The sequence below is a fragment of the Rhizobium sp. P2_G2 genome, from assembly GCF_056403555.1.
Genome location: NZ_JBFUFF010000001.1, coordinates 335328 through 353547, shown reverse-complemented (window position 1 = coordinate 353547; position 18220 = coordinate 335328). Strand labels below are relative to the sequence as shown.

General features: G+C 59.3%; 19 protein-coding genes. 9 read left to right on the top strand and 10 right to left on the bottom strand.

Annotated features, from left to right (window positions below; genetic code table 11):
• Window position 1: 1 nt before the first annotated feature.
• Window positions 2-1855: a sensor histidine kinase gene (locus tag AC1D06_RS01630; RefSeq protein WP_477984507.1), complete on the bottom strand. Its 1854-nt coding sequence runs from the start codon at window positions 1853-1855 to the stop codon at window positions 2-4.
• A gap of 233 nt (window positions 1856-2088) precedes the next feature.
• On the opposite strand from AC1D06_RS01630, the gene AC1D06_RS01625 reads away from it, so the two are divergent.
• Window positions 2089-3414 (top strand): dicarboxylate/amino acid:cation symporter, encoded by a 1326-nt coding sequence (locus tag AC1D06_RS01625; RefSeq protein WP_477984505.1) that lies wholly within the window; start codon window positions 2089-2091, stop codon window positions 3412-3414.
• 98 nt (window positions 3415-3512) lie between these two features.
• Here AC1D06_RS01625 and AC1D06_RS01620 read toward each other — a convergent pair whose 3' ends face one another.
• From AC1D06_RS01620 to AC1D06_RS01600, 5 genes are all read right to left on the bottom strand, one after another.
• Window positions 3513-4169: a DUF3313 domain-containing protein gene (locus AC1D06_RS01620; RefSeq protein WP_477984503.1), complete on the bottom strand. Its 657-nt coding sequence runs from the start codon at window positions 4167-4169 to the stop codon at window positions 3513-3515.
• A 140-nt stretch (window positions 4170-4309) separates the two neighbouring features.
• Window positions 4310-5626: an ATP-binding protein gene (locus AC1D06_RS01615; RefSeq protein ID WP_477984501.1), complete on the bottom strand. Its 1317-nt coding sequence runs from the start codon at window positions 5624-5626 to the stop codon at window positions 4310-4312.
• Window positions 5626-6366, bottom strand: coding sequence for a response regulator (locus tag AC1D06_RS01610; RefSeq protein ID WP_477878325.1), 741 nt, complete (start codon window positions 6364-6366; stop codon window positions 5626-5628). Before AC1D06_RS01610 ends, AC1D06_RS01615 begins: the two co-directional genes overlap by 1 nt.
• A gap of 94 nt (window positions 6367-6460) precedes the next feature.
• The gene (locus tag AC1D06_RS01605) at window positions 6461-6688 is read right to left on the bottom strand and encodes a hypothetical protein (RefSeq protein ID WP_477984499.1); all 228 of its coding nucleotides are present in this window, start codon (window positions 6686-6688) and stop codon (window positions 6461-6463) included.
• 33 nt (window positions 6689-6721) lie between these two features.
• The gene (locus AC1D06_RS01600; protein ID WP_477878326.1) at window positions 6722-7165 is read right to left on the bottom strand and encodes a hypothetical protein; all 444 of its coding nucleotides are present in this window, start codon (window positions 7163-7165) and stop codon (window positions 6722-6724) included.
• Between the two features lie 163 nt (window positions 7166-7328).
• Here AC1D06_RS01600 and AC1D06_RS01595 point away from each other — a divergent pair, with 163 nt between their 5' ends.
• Both AC1D06_RS01595 and AC1D06_RS01590 read left to right on the top strand, forming a co-directional pair.
• Complete coding sequence (locus AC1D06_RS01595; RefSeq protein ID WP_477984497.1) at window positions 7329-8006, top strand: hypothetical protein; 678 nt, start codon at window positions 7329-7331, stop codon at window positions 8004-8006.
• A 65-nt stretch (window positions 8007-8071) separates the two neighbouring features.
• Window positions 8072-8395 carry a DUF3313 family protein gene (locus AC1D06_RS01590; RefSeq protein WP_477984495.1) on the top strand — a complete coding sequence of 108 codons (324 nt, stop codon included), beginning with the start codon at window positions 8072-8074 and terminating at the stop codon, window positions 8393-8395.
• A 55-nt stretch (window positions 8396-8450) separates the two neighbouring features.
• Here AC1D06_RS01590 and AC1D06_RS01585 read toward each other — a convergent pair whose 3' ends face one another.
• From AC1D06_RS01585 to AC1D06_RS01570, 4 genes are all read right to left on the bottom strand, one after another.
• Complete coding sequence (locus AC1D06_RS01585; protein WP_477984493.1) at window positions 8451-9350, bottom strand: SMP-30/gluconolactonase/LRE family protein; 900 nt, start codon at window positions 9348-9350, stop codon at window positions 8451-8453.
• Window positions 9298-10359, bottom strand: a complete 1062-nt coding sequence (locus AC1D06_RS01580) for an ABC transporter ATP-binding protein (protein WP_477984491.1) — start codon at window positions 10357-10359, stop codon at window positions 9298-9300. Before AC1D06_RS01580 ends, AC1D06_RS01585 begins: the two co-directional genes overlap by 53 nt.
• 8 nt (window positions 10360-10367) lie before the next feature.
• Window positions 10368-11591 carry a mandelate racemase/muconate lactonizing enzyme family protein gene (locus AC1D06_RS01575; protein WP_477878331.1) on the bottom strand — a complete coding sequence of 408 codons (1224 nt, stop codon included), beginning with the start codon at window positions 11589-11591 and terminating at the stop codon, window positions 10368-10370.
• Window positions 11592-11691: 100 nt separating this feature from the next.
• Window positions 11692-12354 carry a GntR family transcriptional regulator gene (locus AC1D06_RS01570; RefSeq protein WP_477878332.1) on the bottom strand — a complete coding sequence of 221 codons (663 nt, stop codon included), beginning with the start codon at window positions 12352-12354 and terminating at the stop codon, window positions 11692-11694.
• A 272-nt stretch (window positions 12355-12626) separates the two neighbouring features.
• Between AC1D06_RS01570 and AC1D06_RS01565 the strand changes: the two genes are divergently transcribed.
• The 6 genes from AC1D06_RS01565 to AC1D06_RS01540 all read left to right on the top strand — a co-directional run bounded on the left by AC1D06_RS01565 (window position 12627) and on the right by AC1D06_RS01540 (window position 18077).
• Entirely contained in the window at window positions 12627-13850 is a 1224-nt protein-coding gene (locus tag AC1D06_RS01565) for an ABC transporter substrate-binding protein (RefSeq protein WP_477984489.1), read from the top strand.
• Between the two features lie 128 nt (window positions 13851-13978).
• The gene (locus AC1D06_RS01560; RefSeq protein ID WP_477878334.1) at window positions 13979-14848 is read left to right on the top strand and encodes a carbohydrate ABC transporter permease; all 870 of its coding nucleotides are present in this window, start codon (window positions 13979-13981) and stop codon (window positions 14846-14848) included.
• Between the two features lie 68 nt (window positions 14849-14916).
• Window positions 14917-15675: a carbohydrate ABC transporter permease gene (locus tag AC1D06_RS01555; protein WP_477984487.1), complete on the top strand. Its 759-nt coding sequence runs from the start codon at window positions 14917-14919 to the stop codon at window positions 15673-15675.
• Window positions 15672-16424, top strand: a complete 753-nt coding sequence (locus AC1D06_RS01550) for an SDR family NAD(P)-dependent oxidoreductase (RefSeq protein ID WP_477984485.1) — start codon at window positions 15672-15674, stop codon at window positions 16422-16424. Before AC1D06_RS01555 ends, AC1D06_RS01550 begins: the two co-directional genes overlap by 4 nt.
• A gap of 39 nt (window positions 16425-16463) precedes the next feature.
• The gene (locus AC1D06_RS01545) at window positions 16464-16682 is read left to right on the top strand and encodes a hypothetical protein (protein WP_477984483.1); all 219 of its coding nucleotides are present in this window, start codon (window positions 16464-16466) and stop codon (window positions 16680-16682) included.
• 420 nt (window positions 16683-17102) lie between these two features.
• On the top strand, window positions 17103-18077 hold the full coding sequence (locus tag AC1D06_RS01540; protein WP_477984481.1) for a GGDEF domain-containing protein: 975 nt from the start codon (window positions 17103-17105) through the stop codon (window positions 18075-18077).
• The last annotated feature ends 143 nt before the right edge of the window (window positions 18078-18220 follow it).

Here is an 18220-nt window from a genome sequence, read left to right as displayed (position 1 = left end):
GTCATGCCCTTTTCAAGCCGATCGTGAAGCAGGTGCCGTTGCCATCGCTGCGCACCGCAATCGTGCCGCCATAGTCGGCCAGGATTTCCTTGCTGATGACGAGGCCCAGCCCGAGGCCTCGCTCCTTGGACGTGTTGAACGGTGTGAACAGCGCTTCGAGAATGTCGGGCGGAATGCCAGGACCGTTGTCGGCGATGGTGACCTCGACCCTGCCAGGCGTTTCTACGGCGCGCACTTCGACGCGTGCGGCCCCCTTCCCCTCTAATGCTTCCAATGCGTTCTGAAAGAGATTGATGAACACCTGTTCGAGGCGGATGCGGTTGCCGAGCACCTTGAGTTCCGGCGACGGCGACAGGATGTCGAGCGCTTCCATGCGGCCGGCAAAGCGGCTGCGCAGCAGCACAACGGCACCCTCGATCACGGCGCGGAGCACGATTGGTTCGGGCGCAGACCGGCCCTTGCGAGCGAAGGCCTTGAGCTCGTCGGTGATCGTGCCGATCCGCTCCGTAAGCTCCGCGATGGACGTCAGGTTCTCGACCGCCGGAGCGGTCTTGTCCCGTTCGAGAAAAACGCGCGCATTGTCGGCATAGGCCCTGATGGTGGCGAGCGGCTGGTTGATCTCATGGGCGACGCCGGCCGCGACCTGCCCGAGAATGGCAAGCCGGTTGGCGGCGACGAGTTCCTGCTGCACGCCTTGCAGCCGCTGCTCCGTGCTGCGATGTTCGGCGATCTCGACCTCGAGCAGGTCACGGGCGCGGCTCAGATCCTCGGTACGTTCCAGCACCCGGCGCTCCAGCTCGCCGCGTGCCTGCGAGGCAAGCGCCAGCCTCAGCACCGCCGCTTGCCGTCGCCACAGGACCACGGCGGCCAGCAGGAAAGCCGGCATCAGCACGGCGAAGGCGATCAGCATGGAGCGGCTCACCGAGGTGCCGAGCGTCGGCTCGATCGGCAGGAGATATCGCAGTGTCCAGGGTGTTGTTGGCACCTGGGTGGCGAGCCCGAGATAGGATGCCTCGCCGGTTCCCGGCAGCACGGCACGAACCTCCTCCGTCCCCGGCGACATTGTGATCCGGTCCAGCATCGGCAACGGCTCGAGCGGCGCGTCACCGAACTGCAAGCTACGGCGGATCTCGGCCAGGCGTTCCGGCGCCAGCGGCTGCATCGTCATGAAGCGCCAGGAGGAGATGCTGGTGATCAGCACGACACCGCGGTTGTCGGTGACGAAAGCCGGCCGCCCGGTGTCGCGCCAGTCTGTTTCGAGTTGATCGAATTCCATTTTCACCACGACGACACCCAGCGGATTGCCGGCCGGGCCGACACGGCGGGAGATGTAAAGCCCCGGCCGCTTGCTGACATTGCCCAGCGCGAAATGCTCAGCCACGCCATCCGCCATGGCCATGCGGAAATAGTCGCGGAAGGAATAGTTGTTGCCGACGAAGCTAACCGGCTCGCGCCAGTTGCTGGATGCGATGGCGACACCATTGGCGCCGGTGACATAGATGACCGCCGCCTTCGTCCCCTTGACCAGGCTTTCCAGCTTTCGATTCAGGCGATCGACGTCCTGCATGGTTTTCGTCGCAAGCGCGTCGGTGATGTCGCGATCCTCAGCAAGCACCAACGGCAAGGCCCGGGGCCGTTCCAGCACCGCTCGCAACAGCGCCACCTTGAGATTGGCCTCCGTGCGGCCCTGCTGCCTGAGATCCGAGAGCGCCGCCGATCGCCCGTATTCACGCGCCCCATAGGCCACCAGGATCGCCCCTGCGACGGCGGCGAACACGGACCAGAACCATGCGACGCGGGCGCGGCGCTGCAGCTGCGCGATGGATGGACCGGCTTCGATCTGGGTTTCAGGCATAGAAGATCTTGTGCATGTTTTCACACACATCTCAATTCAATTTGTGTGAAAGCCCGCACAAACTGATCAGCAGCAAGCCGAAACTAAGAAAATAGTTATTTTAATTCAATAACTTAAATAGAATAGAGTAAGTTGGCACGCACGTTGCAAATGTGGTGTCGCGGCAACGAGCCGCGGACCATCAACGTTCGCTCCGGGAGGCAGGCCATGCGGCGGAGCGTGTGGAGGACATCATGCAGATTTCGACGTCAGCGGCCGAACCGCGCAGCAAGGTACCGTTTTACCGGCAGCTCTATCTACAAGTTCTTGTCGCTATCGCGGCGGGGATAGTGCTCGGGCACTTCTACCCCGAGCTCGGCGCCAACCTGAAGCCGCTCGGCGATGCCTTCATCAAGCTGGTGAAGATGATCATCGCCCCGGTCATCTTCCTCACCGTCGCCACCGGCATTGCCGGCATGTCGGACCTGCAAAAGGTCGGCCGCGTCGCGGGCAAGGCAATGATCTATTTCCTGGTCTTCTCGACATTGGCGCTAGTCGTGGGGTTGATCGTCTCCAATGTCATCCGACCCGGCGCCGGCATGCATATCAACGTCGCCTCGCTGGATGCGACAAAGATCAGCGATTATACCGCCAAAGCCCATGACCAGAGCGTCGTCGGCTTCCTGATGAACATCATCCCGAACACGATCGTTGGTGCTTTCGCTGACGGCGATATCCTGCAGGTGCTGTTCTTCTCGGTCCTGTTCGGCATTTCGCTGTCCATGGTCGGCGAGCGCGCCCGGCCGGTGACCGATTTCCTGCAAAGCCTCACCGTTCCGATTTTCAAGCTGGTGTCGATCCTGATGAAGGCGGCGCCGATCGGTGCCTTCGGCGCCATGGCGTTCACCATCGGCAAATACGGGATCGGCTCGATCACCCATCTTGCCATGCTGGTCGGCACGTTCTACCTGACATCGGTGCTGTTCGTCCTCGTCGTGCTCGGCGCGGTGGCCTATTATAACGGCTTCTCGATCCTGGCGCTGATCCGCTACATCAAGGAAGAGCTGCTCCTGGTGCTCGGCACGTCTTCGTCGGAAGCGGCCCTGCCCGGCCTGATGAACAAGATGGAACGCGCCGGCTGCAAGCGCTCAGTCGTCGGCCTGGTCATCCCCACCGGCTATTCGTTCAACCTGGACGGCACCAATATCTATATGACGCTGGCCGCTCTGTTCATCGCCCAGGCGACGGACACGCCGCTCAGCCTCACCGACCAGATCCTGCTGCTCCTGGTGGCGATGCTGAGCTCGAAGGGCGCCGCCGGCATTACCGGCGCCGGCTTCATCACGCTCGCCGCCACGCTCTCGGTCGTCCCGAGCGTGCCGGTGGCCGGCATGGCGCTCATCCTCGGCATCGACCGTTTCATGTCGGAATGCCGGGCGCTGACCAACCTGATCGGCAACGCCGTCGCGACCGTCGTCGTGGCGCGCTGGGAAGGCGAACTCGACAAGGCAAAATTCGCCGCAGCCCTGGCCGGCGAGCCGGAGAGGACCATCGAGGCATTGCCAGTACCCGCAGAGTAGCAGGTCCGCGGCCTATAGCCGCCGGCATCAATCGATCAGGAGAGGCCCGCCCTTGAACGGCGGGCCTTTCATATTGACAGCCTCGGCCAGTTCCGCCCTCACCTCATTTCGTCGGACAAGGCTTCGGCGCCCTTCTTGATGCCGACCATGGAGGCATCGAGCTTCAACCAGCTGGCTCCGACATTGAGAGCGGACGGATATTGCTTCATCACATAGGCCGCGAGCAGGCGATTTGAGCTGGAATCAAAGATTTCGACGGCATAATTGACGGAGCCAGTCATCGCACCTTCCTTGCCCCTCGCAGCCTGCACGATATTGTAGGTGCCGCCCGCGAGATCGAATTTTGCCAGTGTCGTCAGGCCGGGCGTATTGGTTTTGGCTCCGGCAAGAGTCAGCTTTATCCTGAGCGTGTCCGCACCTGCCGTGCCGACGACGGCAAATCGTTGAGACAGGCTGTGCGTGAATTCCGTCTGCATATAGTTGGCGAGAAACGCCTTGTCCTTTTCCTCCAGCTTGCCGAATTGGTTGTCGGCGCCGCGATAGATGGTGACCGGCTCGATGATGGCACTATGGTAGAGCGACCAGTCAACCCGGCTGGTGTAGCTGTAGGGCACATGGCCGGAAATGTCCGTCCTGTTGGGCTTGAGATAGCTGGCCGACGACAGGGCCGAATAGGCGACGGGATCGGTGCTCTGGCATCCGGCGATGACGCCGGACAGGACGATCAGGGAAATCTGCGGCAGACGATGCGACATGTTTGCTCTCGGGTTGCGCCGGGCACGTCGGCCTGGCGAAGGATAGGAAACCCGAGACTATGAATTCCGGTATTTCGGTGCCTTTCATTTTGTTAAGAGATATTGCCGGTCAGCCATCCGGACCGGCTGTGCCGAAATGGCTACAGATTGGGCGGCAGGCTGATCTGCACGACAAGCCCATGCGGCTGCCTGTCGAGCAGGCGTAGCGAACCGCCATGTGTTTTCACAATGCCGTCGGCGATGGCCAGTCCCAGGCCGAGACCACTGCCTTCCTGAGAGGTTCTGGCAGGATCGGCCTTGAAGAATGGCTCGATCGCCCGTCGCTTGAGGTCCTCAGGAAGCCCAGGCCCGTCGTCGCTCACTTCGATCACGGCGTGGCCATCGTCTTCCGCTCGAAGCGAGACTTCGATATGCGTCGCATATCGGGCGGCATTGTCGATGAGGTTGCCGACCACGCGCGCAATGCCGCGCGGCCTGCAATTGTGGGCAAGGCGGCGCGGGCCGGAAAAGCTGATGGCAAGGCCCATATCCGAATAATCGGAGACCACGGTCTGCAACAGGCTGGCCATGTCGATCCGGCGCAGGCTCTCTTTTATGGATTTGTCGGTGATATAGGCCATGCTGTCATCGATCAGGCCGGTCAGCGCCACGATGTCCACCAGCATCTGACGGCGCAATTCCGGCGCCTCGCAGCGCTCCGCCCGCATGCGCAGGCGCGTCAGCGGCGTTCTGAGATCATGGCTGACCGCGCGCAGCACAAGCGTCCTGTGCTCCACCATCTGCCTGATCCGCGCCCGCATCGCATTCAGCGACGCGGCGAGGCTGACCACTTCCGCCGGCCCCTCCGCAAGAAAGGGCTGCTCCTGCTCGTCTTCAAGGCTGATGCGCCTGGCCGCCGCGGCGAAATGGATCAATGGAAAGGTGATCCGCCAGCTGAGATACCAGGCAAGCAGAAACATCGGAACAACGATCGCCGCGACCCGGAGGAGATCGAGGGCGGCCCCCCAGGCGAAAGCCGGCAATGCCGGTCCGACCGGCGGTTGAAAGGCGAGCGAATGCTGGCTGTCGATCTGCATGACGACTGGTGTCACGGAGGTTTCCCAGCGATGCGCGATCTCCGACAGGCGTGCTGCGAGTGTCTGCCGCATCTCGGCCGCAGTGAGCCCGCCGACATCGATCACGTCCGATGCGCTGCCGGGTATGATGGCGAGGAAGCCGCCGGCCTGGATGGAGGCACCGAGAACCGCGGACTTCTCTTCCGGCGTTTTGGCCAGCCGGACCTGTTCGGCGATCAGCACCAGCTTTCCGATCATGAAGCTCGCCTGGTATTCGCGCTCTCTGCTACTGTCGGCAAAGGGCGGAAAGGTCGGCAGGACGATCGACAGGATCAGCAGCGGCAGGGTCGCAAGCATGACGATCTGCGTCCGCACCGACGCTCTTGTCAGTCGCCCCAGCATCAAGCCTTCTCCACTTTGGGCGTGAACAGATAGCCGCCCAGGCGCACGGTCTTGATCAAGGACGGCTGCTGCAGGTTCGGCTCGATTTTCTGCCTGACGCGGCTGACATGCACATCGATGCTGCGCTGCACCGGGCCTGCGGCGCCGGCATGGGTCAGCGCCAGCAATTGTTCGCGCGTCATCACCCGCCCGGGGTTGCGGCAGAAGGCCAGCAGAATATCGAATTCCGCCGTCGTCATCGAGACTTCCAAGCCCTCGGGATCAAGCACTTGCCGGCTTTCCGGGTCGATGCGCCAGCCGGCGAATGTCATGGCACTGCGCTCTTCCTGGCTGGCCCCACCATAGGAGGATCGCCTGAGCAGGCTGCGGACGCGGGCGATCAGCTCACGCGAATTGAAGGGCTTGGTCACGTAGTCGTCGGCGCCGAGTTCCAGGCCGAGGATGCGGTCTATGTCCTCGCCGAGCGCCGTCAGCATCAGGATCGGCATTGGCCCGGATGCCCTGAGCCGACGGCAGATGCTGAAACCATCCTCGCCGGGCAGCATCGCGTCCAGCAGGATCAAGTCCGGCTGCCGGCGTTTCAATAGCCTGTCCATCTCGCTGCCGTTCATCACGGCGGAGGCTTCGAACCCGGCCTCGGTGACAAGTTCGACCAGCATGTCGGCTATGTCGCGATCATCCTCGACGATCAGGATGTGAGCGGCGGTCGTTGGAACGCTCTGGTTTGCTTTGTTGGACATCTGCTGCAACTTCCGCTCGTCGTTCGATTGCGTCTCCACAAAGCATGGACGCCGTCCATTTATGCCGAACGGGTATGTTCGAGACAGCATTATCTCACCCTTTATGATCCGGCAGAATAATCGGCCGACCCATCGGCGCAGCGCTTTCCGGGCTAGACGCGGCCATAAGCAGTCGCGCAAATTCCGGCAACGACACCCTGTCGGCGCGCATCACCTGCCTGATCAGCGGATCGCGCAGAATGTCGGCTATCACTTGAGATCTGTGGTGCATGCGGGTCTCCGGTTCTGCAAGCGTTTTCTTCGGTTCTGCTCGCAGGATCATCCCCGATTGTGCGTTGAGGGGGGTTTTGATTTGTTAAGAGATGTTGCGCCGGTCGGAAACGACCTGAAAATCTCTCGCCTCGAAGACTTCCGCCACGAACTTCTCACCATCGAAGCGCTTTGATCCCGGTGTTTCGGCATCGCTGTCGATGACGGTGAAGACAAACCTCTCAACATTGATGATCGGCAACTGCAGCCTGAGGCTGATTCTGCCGATCATCCATGTGGTCGTCACCACGACATCGAACGCATCTGCGGCAGGAAGTTCTTCGAACGCCGTGTCGGTGTGAATGATTACCGCTTGAATCCTGTGCCCGTCCAACAGCGTCGCCAATCGTTCGGCCGTGCGGCGATTGTCGAGATAGATCAGGACTTTTGGCGGGCTCGAAAAGTGTGGCGTAGAGGCTCTGCGTGTCGTCTGGAACATGGTCGGCTCCGTGGCTGGATCGCCGACAAGTTTGCGGATCAGGCCGCGCACTTCTGTTCCTTTTTGTTAAGATTTGTTGGGACCGATTCCGGCTCGCGCCGCGGGACATAAAACGCAACATTGCGAAACATCACTTAATTTGACTTGGCGGGCTGCCCGGGATGATTTCCGGGAGGGCGGGTGACGTTATTCGCAACAGAGCAAAGGATGTCCCATGGCGACCGCAATCGCAAAATATTCCGTCTCCCTCAGCAGCTTCGACTTTTCAACAGTCCTTCTGGCCGACACGACGACCAAGTCGGACCTGTTCGCGGCAGATTACGACGGCATCGAAGAGCGATTTACCGGCACGAATCTCAGTTACGATTGGACCGGACTGCCGGATGGCGGAACCATTACCGGCTTCCAGATCGTCTCGGATGACGACGGGACCGTGTTCAGCGTCACCGGATTGTCGATTTCCGCAAAGGCGCTCGGCGAGGCGGCCAAATCCGTACTCGACATCGACGACGATCAAGCACTGGTCGCAAGCTTCTTCAAAGGCGCCGACAAGATCACCGGATCGCGCTATGTCGATGAGCTGAATGGCTTTTCCGGCAAAGATATCATCAATGGCGGCCGCGGCAGCGACGTGCTGACGGGCGGAGCGGGTGCAGACCATTTCGTCTTCACCAAGGGCTCCGGAGCAGATGTGATCACCGATTTCAATGCCAGGAACAGCGCTTCCGGCCACGACCTCATCGATCTCAGCGGCTACAAGGGGATCGACGGTTTCGCTGACCTGTCGATCCATGATGTCGATGGACATGCGGTCATCGATTTTGGATCGGATCAGGTCGTCCTCGAGGGTGTCAAGCTCAGCGCGGTGGACAAGGCTGATTTCATTTTCTGACCAGCCGTCCTTCACACCACGAAGGACAGTCGGGAGGAGGCGCCAGCAGGGCGGCGCCTCCTCATTTGCCGGGCACGCGGTGCCTGTCGGCCCGCTACACGCTGGTCAAACAAAGCGCGCCGCAGACATTGAGGATCCATCTCACCCTGGCGGGGGCGAAAACCATCACACTCGTGGTCGGGGCGGTGACCAAGGTCGATCTCATGGTTGGGCCGTACAACGCCATACAGACGGCACGCGGCAAGGAGGTAATGTTCTCCGGCTCGGTGAATTGTGCGGTGAAAATCTATGATGCCCAGACAAACAAACTGCCGGCGGCTTATGTGGCCAAACATTATCACTGGCGATCCAGGACGTCAGCTGCTCTGACCAACCGCGAATCGTACTGACGGGCGGGTGACGGTTTCGCAGATCCCCTCGGCACTCGTCGCGCATCATCGATGCTCAAAGCGCGTAATACGGGTCCACGACTCCATCAAAGCCGCACGGGACTATGAGCGAGGCCCCCTGTATTCCATCTGCGGAGAGGTTTACGGCCGCTGAGGTTATCAGCATATCCTGCCCTGCGGCCCCTATGAATGCCGGGCAGGTCGGTTGCGCAAACGGCATTTCGATAGTTCGGGCGAGTTTGCCATGGGGATCGATGCACTCGATTTCCCCCGCGCCCCAACGGGCATTCCACAGGCAGCCGTTTCGATCCATCACGGACCCTTCGATGCCCCCGGCCCCGCCGCGGCCATCATGAAAGACAGTGCAATCGCCCGCGACATCTCCTGTTGCAGGGTCGAGTGGAACGCGATGGATAATCCCCTCCCGCGTATCGGCGAAATAGCCCACGGAGCCATCCGGCGAAAAACAGATCGAATTCGGAATTGTCAGGTTCGAAAACAGCAATTTGGTCTCATTGCCACGCACCAGATGAATGCAGGCAGCACCCTCCACCGGGTCATGCGCCATGCTGCTGATCCAGATTGATCCGCTTGGATGGGTTCGCCCGTCATTGGTGCGCATGCCGCCCGATTTGCCGCTGTTGACTTTGCTGTGAAGCACCAGTTCGCCGGTTGCGGGATTGCGCAACCACAGTCCCTCATCCATGGCGATAAGCTGGCGGCGATCCGTGGTGATCGCCATCATGCTCGCCATGCCGGGCAGAACGATCTCGGCGAGCTTGCGGCTTGTCATGTCAAGCGTAAACAACCGGCAGGTCAGAATGTCGAACCACCAGGCCGCGTTCGTTTCCGGATCGTAGCCGGGGCCCTCGCCAAGCTGGCTGGCGGGGGCTGCCAGCAGTTCATATGTCAAGGCCGCGTGCAATGACCTGCTCCGTTTGACGATCGAAGACATAGATGGCGCCAAGCTCCGCGCGAACCGAAACATGATCGCCGGACGCTGGCGCATCGAAGAAGGGATGGCTGACGATCAGGCGTTCCCCGCTTGCCATCTGCAGATGCAGGATGGTGGTTGCACCGAGTTTTTCGATGATATCGACCATAAGGCCACCATCGGAGCGGTCGAGAGTCAGATGTTCCGGCCTTATGCCAAGCGTGTAGAGGCCATCAGGCAACCGTGTTGCCACATTCATTCCGAGGCCAGCTGAGATCAGCCGGCCGTTGGCGCATTCGGCATCGAGAAAGTTCATCGGCGGCGAACCGATAAAGCCGGCGACAAACTTGTTGACCGGCGACTGATAAAGCTCCATCGGCGAGCCGATCTGTCCGACCTCGCCTTTGCGCAGGACCACAATCCGGTCGGCCAGGGTCATGGCCTCGACCTGATCGTGGGTGACGTAAACGATGGTCGCCTTCAGGCGCGTGTGCAGCTTGGCGATTTCCACCCGCATTTCGCTGCGCAGCTCGGCATCGAGATTGGACAAGGGCTCGTCGAAAAGGATCACTTCCGGCTCTCGGACGATGGCGCGGCCGATCGCCACCCGCTGACGCTGTCCACCGGAAAGCTGTTTCGGCCTGCGGTCCAGATAATCCTCGAGCCGCAGAACGCGCGCCACTTCATCGACCTTCTCGCGAATTTCCCGTTGCGGCCGTTTGCCGATCTTCAGACCGAAACCGATATTTTCGCGCACAGTCATGTGGGGATAGAGCGCGTAGGATTGAAACACCATGGCGATGCCGCGGCGTGCGGCCTCCACATGGGTCACGTCGTTGCCGGCAATCTTCAATACTCCGGAACTGCTTTGCTCAAGGCCGGCAATGGTGCGCAGCAATGTCGACTTGCCGCATCCCGACGGGCCGACCAGGACGCAGAACTCGCCCTTTTCGACATTGATCGTGATATCGCGCAGAACCTTAAGTCCGCCGAACGCCTTGGAAACATTGTTGATTTCAACCGCGGACATGATTGCCTCTACCAATTTGTCAGCGAGCCGTCGCGCCGGCGCAGGAAGGGCGGGTTCCAGTTGAGCGCCTCGGATTTGCGCAACGCCTCTTCATTGACCTCGATGCCGAGGCCGGGCGCGTCGAGAACCGGATATCCATTGCCAACCAGATGATGCTGGGTGGGGAAGATATCGGGATGGTGGAAGCCGAGCGGGCAATTGGGCAGCTGATGCGTCTCGGTGTAGGAGAACAGCGCGGTCGCCGCCGACATATGCACTGTCGCGGCCGTGCAGATGGCGCCCAGCGGATTGTGCGGCATCAGATCGATATAATGCATTTCCGCCCAGCCGATCACCTTCATGGCTTCGGTAAAGCCACCGATATTGCTGACATCGATGCGCAGGTATTGGGTCAGGTTCTCCTCGATATAGGGTGCGGCCTGCCATTTGGAGGAGAATTCTTCGCCGATGGCGAAGGGCACTTCGGTCAAACGCCGAAGCGTGCGATAGGCTTCCGGCGTTTCATCGCGGATCGGCTCCTCGATATAATCGAGCGCGCCTTTCTCCAGCCTGTGGCAGAAAGACGCCGCTTCGCCGACCGACAGCCGATGGTGATAGTCGATGCCCAGCATCAGCCCCATGCCGAAACGCTCGCGGACCGCTGCAATGCGTTTGGCCGTGTCGATGATCGACTCCCGCGGCTCGAAAATGTCCCTGGCGCTATGTCCGGCCACAGGAATGCGAATGCTTGTCCAGCCATCGGCAACCAGCCCCGCCACTTCATCGACCACGGCGGCGGTGAAGGATCCGGCATCGCCCGCGTAGCTTTCCGAATAGCAGCTGGCATAGGCGGGAACCTGTTCCCTATGCTTGCCGCCAAGCAATTGATAAACAGGAAGATTATAGGTTTTGCCCAGGAGGTCGTGAAGCGCGATGTCGATCGCCGAAATCGCAGCTGTGATCACCCGTCCGCCTTCAAAATACTGGCTGCGATAGCATTCCTGCCACAGCCGCCCGATTTCGCGGCAGTCCCGGCCAATGAGAAATTCGGCGAAGTGATTGATGGTCGCAGCCACCGCCTGTTCGCGTCCGGAGAAGCCCGCCTCGCCCCAGCCGATAACACCATCGGTCGACTGGATCTTCACGACCAACTGGTTGCGCGTTCCCACGCGCGCGGCGATTGGCTCTATGGAGCGAATGCGGGCGGGAATGCCCTCCAGCTTTGCCGCGGGTTCTTGGTCAATGGATGCCATCTCGGTCCCCTTGATAGATGTAGGGAACCATTATGCCCGATCAGGGCAAAGCGCAATCATAAAATACACGATATATAACAAATAATGTACTATTTAGTGTTCATTTTTGATCGCGCATGCGAATCTGCTCGTAAAGATGCTGGCCGGCATGCTCGATGTGGGTGCGGATGACATCCGTGGCTTTGGCCGCATCATGGCTGCGGAACGCCTCGATCAGCATGCGGTGCTCCTGGCAGATCGCCTTGTATCGTCCGCGCCCGATCGGCAGGCGCGCGGCAAAGACCCGGAGTGCGGCGCGCTGCCCTTTCCAGAGAGAAATGGCCCGTTTGTTGTAATGAAAGTCGGCGATATAGTTGTGAAAGCTGTGATCGATATCGGTAATGCTGTCCCTGATCGGATCGGCGATGCTTTCCAGCTCGACCTGAATTTTCTCAAGTTCATCTATATGTTTTTCTTCAGAATATTCCGCAAACCAGCCAACGAAATAGGGCTCCAGAATACGCAATATTTCATAGGTATCGCGAACCGTATTGAAATCTATCTGGCAGACCATTGCCCCTTTGTTGGGCTCGAACTCGACATATCCTTCACCCTGCAGAACGCGCAGCGCTTCGCGCACTGGATTGGTGCTCGTTTCGTAGCGAGCGGCAAGATCGGATATTTTCAGGCGCGCGCCGCCCGGGAAATGGCCGCTGACAATATCTTCGATCAGCCGCGAATAGATATCGTCGCCATCGGTCGCTGTGTCTGAATGCTTGAGCACGTCGTTATCCCTGTTTTGCGGGTCGGACTCTCGTCGTTTCGCGAAGCTGTTGCTCCCGCAGTTTCTTGTTTATCATGCATTTTCAGTTCGATTAGATCAAGGACGTCCCCTGAAATTTGCAAATTCGCGTGCGATAATCGCGATTTTGTACCTTTGATCACCGTTTGTGGCGCAGATAGCCGATCAGTCATTCAAAAATAATGTACAATATGTTTGACATCATGTGCAATTCTGTTAATCGTTTGCCCGTCGAGTTCTGAGGGAGGTATCTCATGACATCTGTGAAATCAATTTTGCTGGCCGGCACGATGGCATTTGTGCCAGTGGCGGCATTGGCCAATACCGTGACGCTGGAGATCGCCTCCTGGAAAGGCAATGCGACCGAACCCGCCGGCCTTCCGGAACTGATCAAGAAGTTTGAGACGGCCAATCCCGGTATCAAGATCAAGCTGACCTATGTCAGCCGGAATGATATCGACACGGCCGTCTCCCCTCGTCTTGCGGGCAGCAATTCTCCGGATGTCGTCATGGCGGATATGTCCCTGATGCGGCGATGGGCGAATGCCGGCCTGCTGAGCGAACTCGACAAGGGCGATTGGTTCGGCAAGATCGACCCGACGCTGCAGGCGGCCCTGTCATCGGCCAAGGGAAATTACGTTTTTCCTCTGGAGGTGATCGGCATCGGCAATTTCGTCAATATGGGCTTGCTCAAGAAGGCAGGTATCGACAAGGCGCCGGCAACGATCGACGAGCTTAAGGCGGATTGCAAAGCGCTGAACGCTGCCGGCATCAAGCCGATGATCATGGCGCCCGGCTTTCCGGCCTCCGTCTTCACCATGGCACAGGGTCTGGCGGCGGGAGAGGCGCCTGCAGCGGACTATGGTTCGGGCAAGATGCGCTTTGCCGACAGCAAGGCATTTGCCGGCGCCCTCGGCGTCGTGAAAGACCTTGAGGACGCGGGTTGCTTCAACGGCAAGGAACAGGCCGGTGTCGACGCATGGTCGACCGGACTTGAGGAATTCAAGGCCGGCCATTTCGCCATGATGCCTCAGGGCGCTTGGAATATCGCGGCATTCAGCAAGGTCGTGGGCCTCGATTACGTCTTCACGCCCTTGCCATCGGCCAAAGCGCCTGGCGTTTCCTTCGATCTCTTCGGGTTTGGCTGGGCTCTGCCGAAGAATTCCGCGCATGCGGACGCGGCGAAGACGTGGATCGACTTCTTCAAGAAGGATGAAAACCTGAAGGTCCTCCTGCAGGGCGAGGCCGCGGGCACCCCGTTTGCCGGCGGCCTCACCGGCACGCCTGCAGTTGCCGCCAGCTATGAGGCTGGCCGTGTCAATGGTGGCCTGATCTGGTATCCGGTTGGTCTCGCGGCGTGGCCGTCGGCGCTGGAAACCGAAATCTTCAGCTCAATGGCCGGTTTCCTCGCCGACACCAAAGCATCGCCCGAAAAGACCCTCGCCAAGTGGGACGATGCCGTGGATGACCAGAAGTAAAGCAGGCGATCAGAACAGACCGGCGTGTCCGGAACGGGCTTGATGCAGAAAGCAAAGACGAGAGGCCTGGCGGCGAAGCTCCGTCAGGCCTCATCGAACTCACGTCATTTGCCGAAAGCGAGGTTGCAGTGAACCGGCAGTTTCAAAAGGCTCTGTTTCTCGTCCCTGCGGTCACCATGCTGACGATTTTCTTCGTCATGCCGCTGCTCGAAGCCTTGCGCCTGAGTTTCACAAATTCCTCCGGCCTCGGCGATTTCGACTATGTCGGATTTGACAATTACGTCAGGATTTTTACGCGGCCAAAATACTACTCCAGTTTCGTAATAACCCTGCAATTCGTAACGCTCGTCGTCGTGCTGCAAACCGCGCTCGGGCTTGGCTTTGCCGCCGCCCTGCATGCGATGCCTGCTATTCGCAATTTTTGCCGCGCCGCGCTTTTCATGCCGGCCATGATGTCCTTCATCGTCGTCGGCTATGTCTGGACGTTTATCCTGTCTCCATTCAGCGGCGGTTTGAACGCGGCTCTTGATACGCTGAGCCTCGGAATGCTCAAGCACGAATGGCTCGGCGATCCCGTAACAGCGCTCATCCTGGTCGCCGTTGCGCATGTGTGGATGTTTACCGGTTACACCTGCGCGATCTTTCTGGCGGGGTTTGCCAATATCCCCACTGATCTGGAAGAAGCGGCGCGATTGGATGGAGCCAGTGCCTGGCAACGCTTTTGCCATATCCAGCTGCCTTTGCTCGCGCCGAGCTTCACGGTCAATATCATGCTGTCGACGATCGGTACCATGAAGGCGTTCGAGCTTCCCTTCGTCATGACCAAGGGCGGGCCTGACGGGGCGACGCAGACAATCGGATGGCAGATCATCCAGACCCTGTTCCAGGACTATCGGTTCGGGCTCGCCAGTGCGCTGTCCGTGGTGCTGCTGGCCGTCGTGCTGATGGTCGCCTTTGTGCAAAACCACGTCTTGCGCCGCCGGGAGGATCTGCTTTGAACAACATGCTGAGAACCTCGCTGCGGCTCCTGCGTTACGCGCTCGTGCTCGGCCTTGTCGCCATCATGATGCTGCCGGTCGCCTATATGCTGCTGATGTCGTTTCGCACCGGCCAGGCGATCGTCAATGCACCGCTGGCATTGCCCGAGCACTGGCATTTCGAAAACTACGTCAATGCCTATGAAAAAATGTCCTATCTGCGCAGCATTCTCAATTCCCTCGGCATCACCTTGGTGGTGACGCTCGCCGTCTCTTTTATCGGAGCGCTCGCCGCCTATCCGCTGTCACGTTCGAAAAGCCGGCCGACGCAGATATTGATCTCGCTTTTGTCTCTGTGTCTGGCGACACCATCCTTTGTGACGATCACGCCGATCTACGAAATATTCGCAAAAATCGGCCTTCTCGATTCCTATGCCGGGATTATCCTGGCATTCACCGCGCTCAACCTGCCTTTGGCCGTATTTTTCTACACCAGTTTCATCCGGGTCATCCCCAGGGAATTGGAAGAGGCGGCGGAGCTCGATGGCTGCTCGCCTTTTCAGGTTTTCTGGCACGTGATCAGACCCTTGCTCGGTCCGGCGACGGCGACGTTGTCTCTCTTCGTCATGCTCATGGTTTGGAACGACTTCATCTACCCCCTGCTGCTTTTGACCGACGACAAGAAATTTACGGTGATGATGAGCGTTTATCACTTTGTCGGAAACCATAACCTCAATCCGGAAGAGCTGTTTCCGGCCGCCGTTTTGGGCTCATTGCCGCTATTGGTTCTATTCCTCGTGTTCCAGCGGCGGATCGTCGGCGGCATTACAGCAGGAGCAGTCAAATGAGTGAACAAAGCGGGCTAGTCGGCAAGACTGTCGTCGTGACCGGGGCGGGAGCCGGAATTGGCCTCGGCATAGCCCAGGCATGCATTGAGGCCGGCGCGCATGTCCTCGGCGTTTCGTTGCGCGCCGAAGAGGCCGACGCCGTCAAACGCGCAGGGGCCGAATTTTTGCAGATCGATGTCGGCAACCCCGAGAGCATCGATCTTCTGGCGGGGGAAATCAGACAACATTTCGGTGCGCTCGACGGTCTCGTCAACAATGCCGGTGTCACCATCGAAAAGCCGTTTCTGGAAATGCCGCTCGAAGAGCTCGATCTTCTGTGGCGTGTCAACCAGCGTTCAGTATTCCTGGTCTCGCAGAAGCTGGTGCCGCTGATGCGCAAACCTGCCTCCATCGTCAATATTGGCTCCAACCACGCCCGGGCGACCCTCGCCGGATATGAGATGTATGCCGCAACGAAAGGCGCCATTGTTTCGATGACGCGCGCCATGGCCTGGAGCCTTGGGCCATCCGGCATCCGCGTCAACGCCCTTTGTCCGGGATTGACCAGAACCGAGAAAATTGCCGCGCTCGAGGCCGCCGATCCCGTTCTCGGGCAGCATTTCCGGCAAGCCCATGCGACCGGCACCTATAACACTGTCGGCGACGTCGGAGCGCTGGCGGCTTTTCTTCTTTCCGATCGTGCCCTGGCCCTGAGCGGCAGTGAAATTATCGCCGATCAGGGGATGTCCAGCAGGCTTGGTGCGTTTTGAACGCAAATTTCGACTGCAACGGGTCGCGTTAGACCAAGCTTGCCGCAGCTCTCGATCCACTGCATCAACACTTCTGAAATGACGCCTGAAAATCACGGCGGGATCGTCGGCGACATCGAGTTCGGCGACGGCGACGATCATTTCAATATCAAGAGCGAAGCGACCATAAGCTGGGAGCCCTCACCTTTAACGCTAACGCGCCGCAAATTTGACCGCGTGTGGCAAGTGCGCTTTGCAGCGGGCTTCGGTCGCGTTTAGTCGTTCCGCACGCAAGCTTCCCCCGGCAAAGAGCCGGGGTCTTCCGCAGACGCTGGACTTGAGGTTCGGGCGCACGCAATCTTAACGGCTTCATGCCATAATTTGCCGATCGCTCTATTTTTTCAGTGAGTTGCAATGGAAAAACCATCGCATGACGCGACGCCCGCAGTCCTCGAAGCCTTACGGCTGGAGGTGGACAGCTTGCTGGAGCGCTTTCCATGGTCGCTCCGCTTCACAAAGCCGGTTGAGGCCATTTATCGCGCCGACACCTGTCTGCCTCGTGCGAGAACACGCCTTTTGACGACGCTTCTGGGCCTGCTCTTCTCGGTTTTCTCCCTGGTCAATATCGCCACGCTGGCGCCCGACAGGCTTGCGGTCGCAATTCCGCTGGTCCTTGGCAATGCTGTGATGTGGTCGGTCATGAGCTTCCTGATCCTTCGTCGATGCCCGCCGTTCTGGATTCAGGACAGCATTGAAATTGGAATATCCTTCGCGACGGTTTCGATCCTCAGCTTCGTCAACGTGACAGCGATCGCGCCGGATTCCGTGCACATGGTCTACGGAATCATCATTGCGATCATCTATCCGAACGTCATCAACAGAATACGTCCGGAGTTCGCCATTCCGATTACACTTTGGTGTATCGCTTCCGTCATCTTCACGGTGACACATCAATCCGCCTTTCCGGCTGCTGCCTACGGCACCGCAATTAGCCAGATCGCGATGTTGGCGCTCGCGACTTCGGTCGCCAACTATCTCTTGGAGAAGTACACGAGGCGTACATATCTCGTCTCCCTGAAATCCGAGCTGCGCGAAAAGTTGCTCCATGTCGCAAACATAGAGCTCGATCGCATTTCCCGACTCGACCCGCTGACGGGCCTTGCCAATCGCCGCGAAATGGACCGCTATCTTGGCGAGGCTGCAGAAGGGGCGCAACTGAACGGTTCGGAAGTTGCCGCACTGCTGATCGATGTCGATCACTTCAAATATTTCAATGACCAATACGGCCATTTGGAGGGTGATGCCTGTCTTCAGGCAGTGGCGGGCATTGTGCGCGATTGTGCGCCGGAAGGGCAGTCGCTTGCTGCACGATATGGTGGCGAGGAATTCGTGGTCCTACTGTCAGATGCTGCGCTCGATGAGGCCCGACTTCTCGCCGAACGCATCCGCCGAGCGATCAGGTCGCTGCAGATCCCCCATGAGCGTTCGAATTTCAAGGTGGTCACCGTCAGTATCGGGCTCCACAGTATCGCCGGCAGGGAATGCCGGTTTGCCTCGGATCTCCTCAAGGGAGCGGATCAGGCGCTCTACGAGGCCAAGCGTGCAGGACGCGACAGGATCGCACCATCGTTCCTGGTGGACGTCAGCGATCTGGACGCTATTAGCCGGGTGTGACTGCCAGGGCTCATCTGTCAAATCGGATGCGTCAGGATACCCCTCCAGGTGCCTCAGCCTGCAAGCCGAAGATACCATGGAGATTGATGGCAGCGGCCGCCTTTTGACTCGTCATCCGATGCGAAGGCCGCCCATACCGTCAA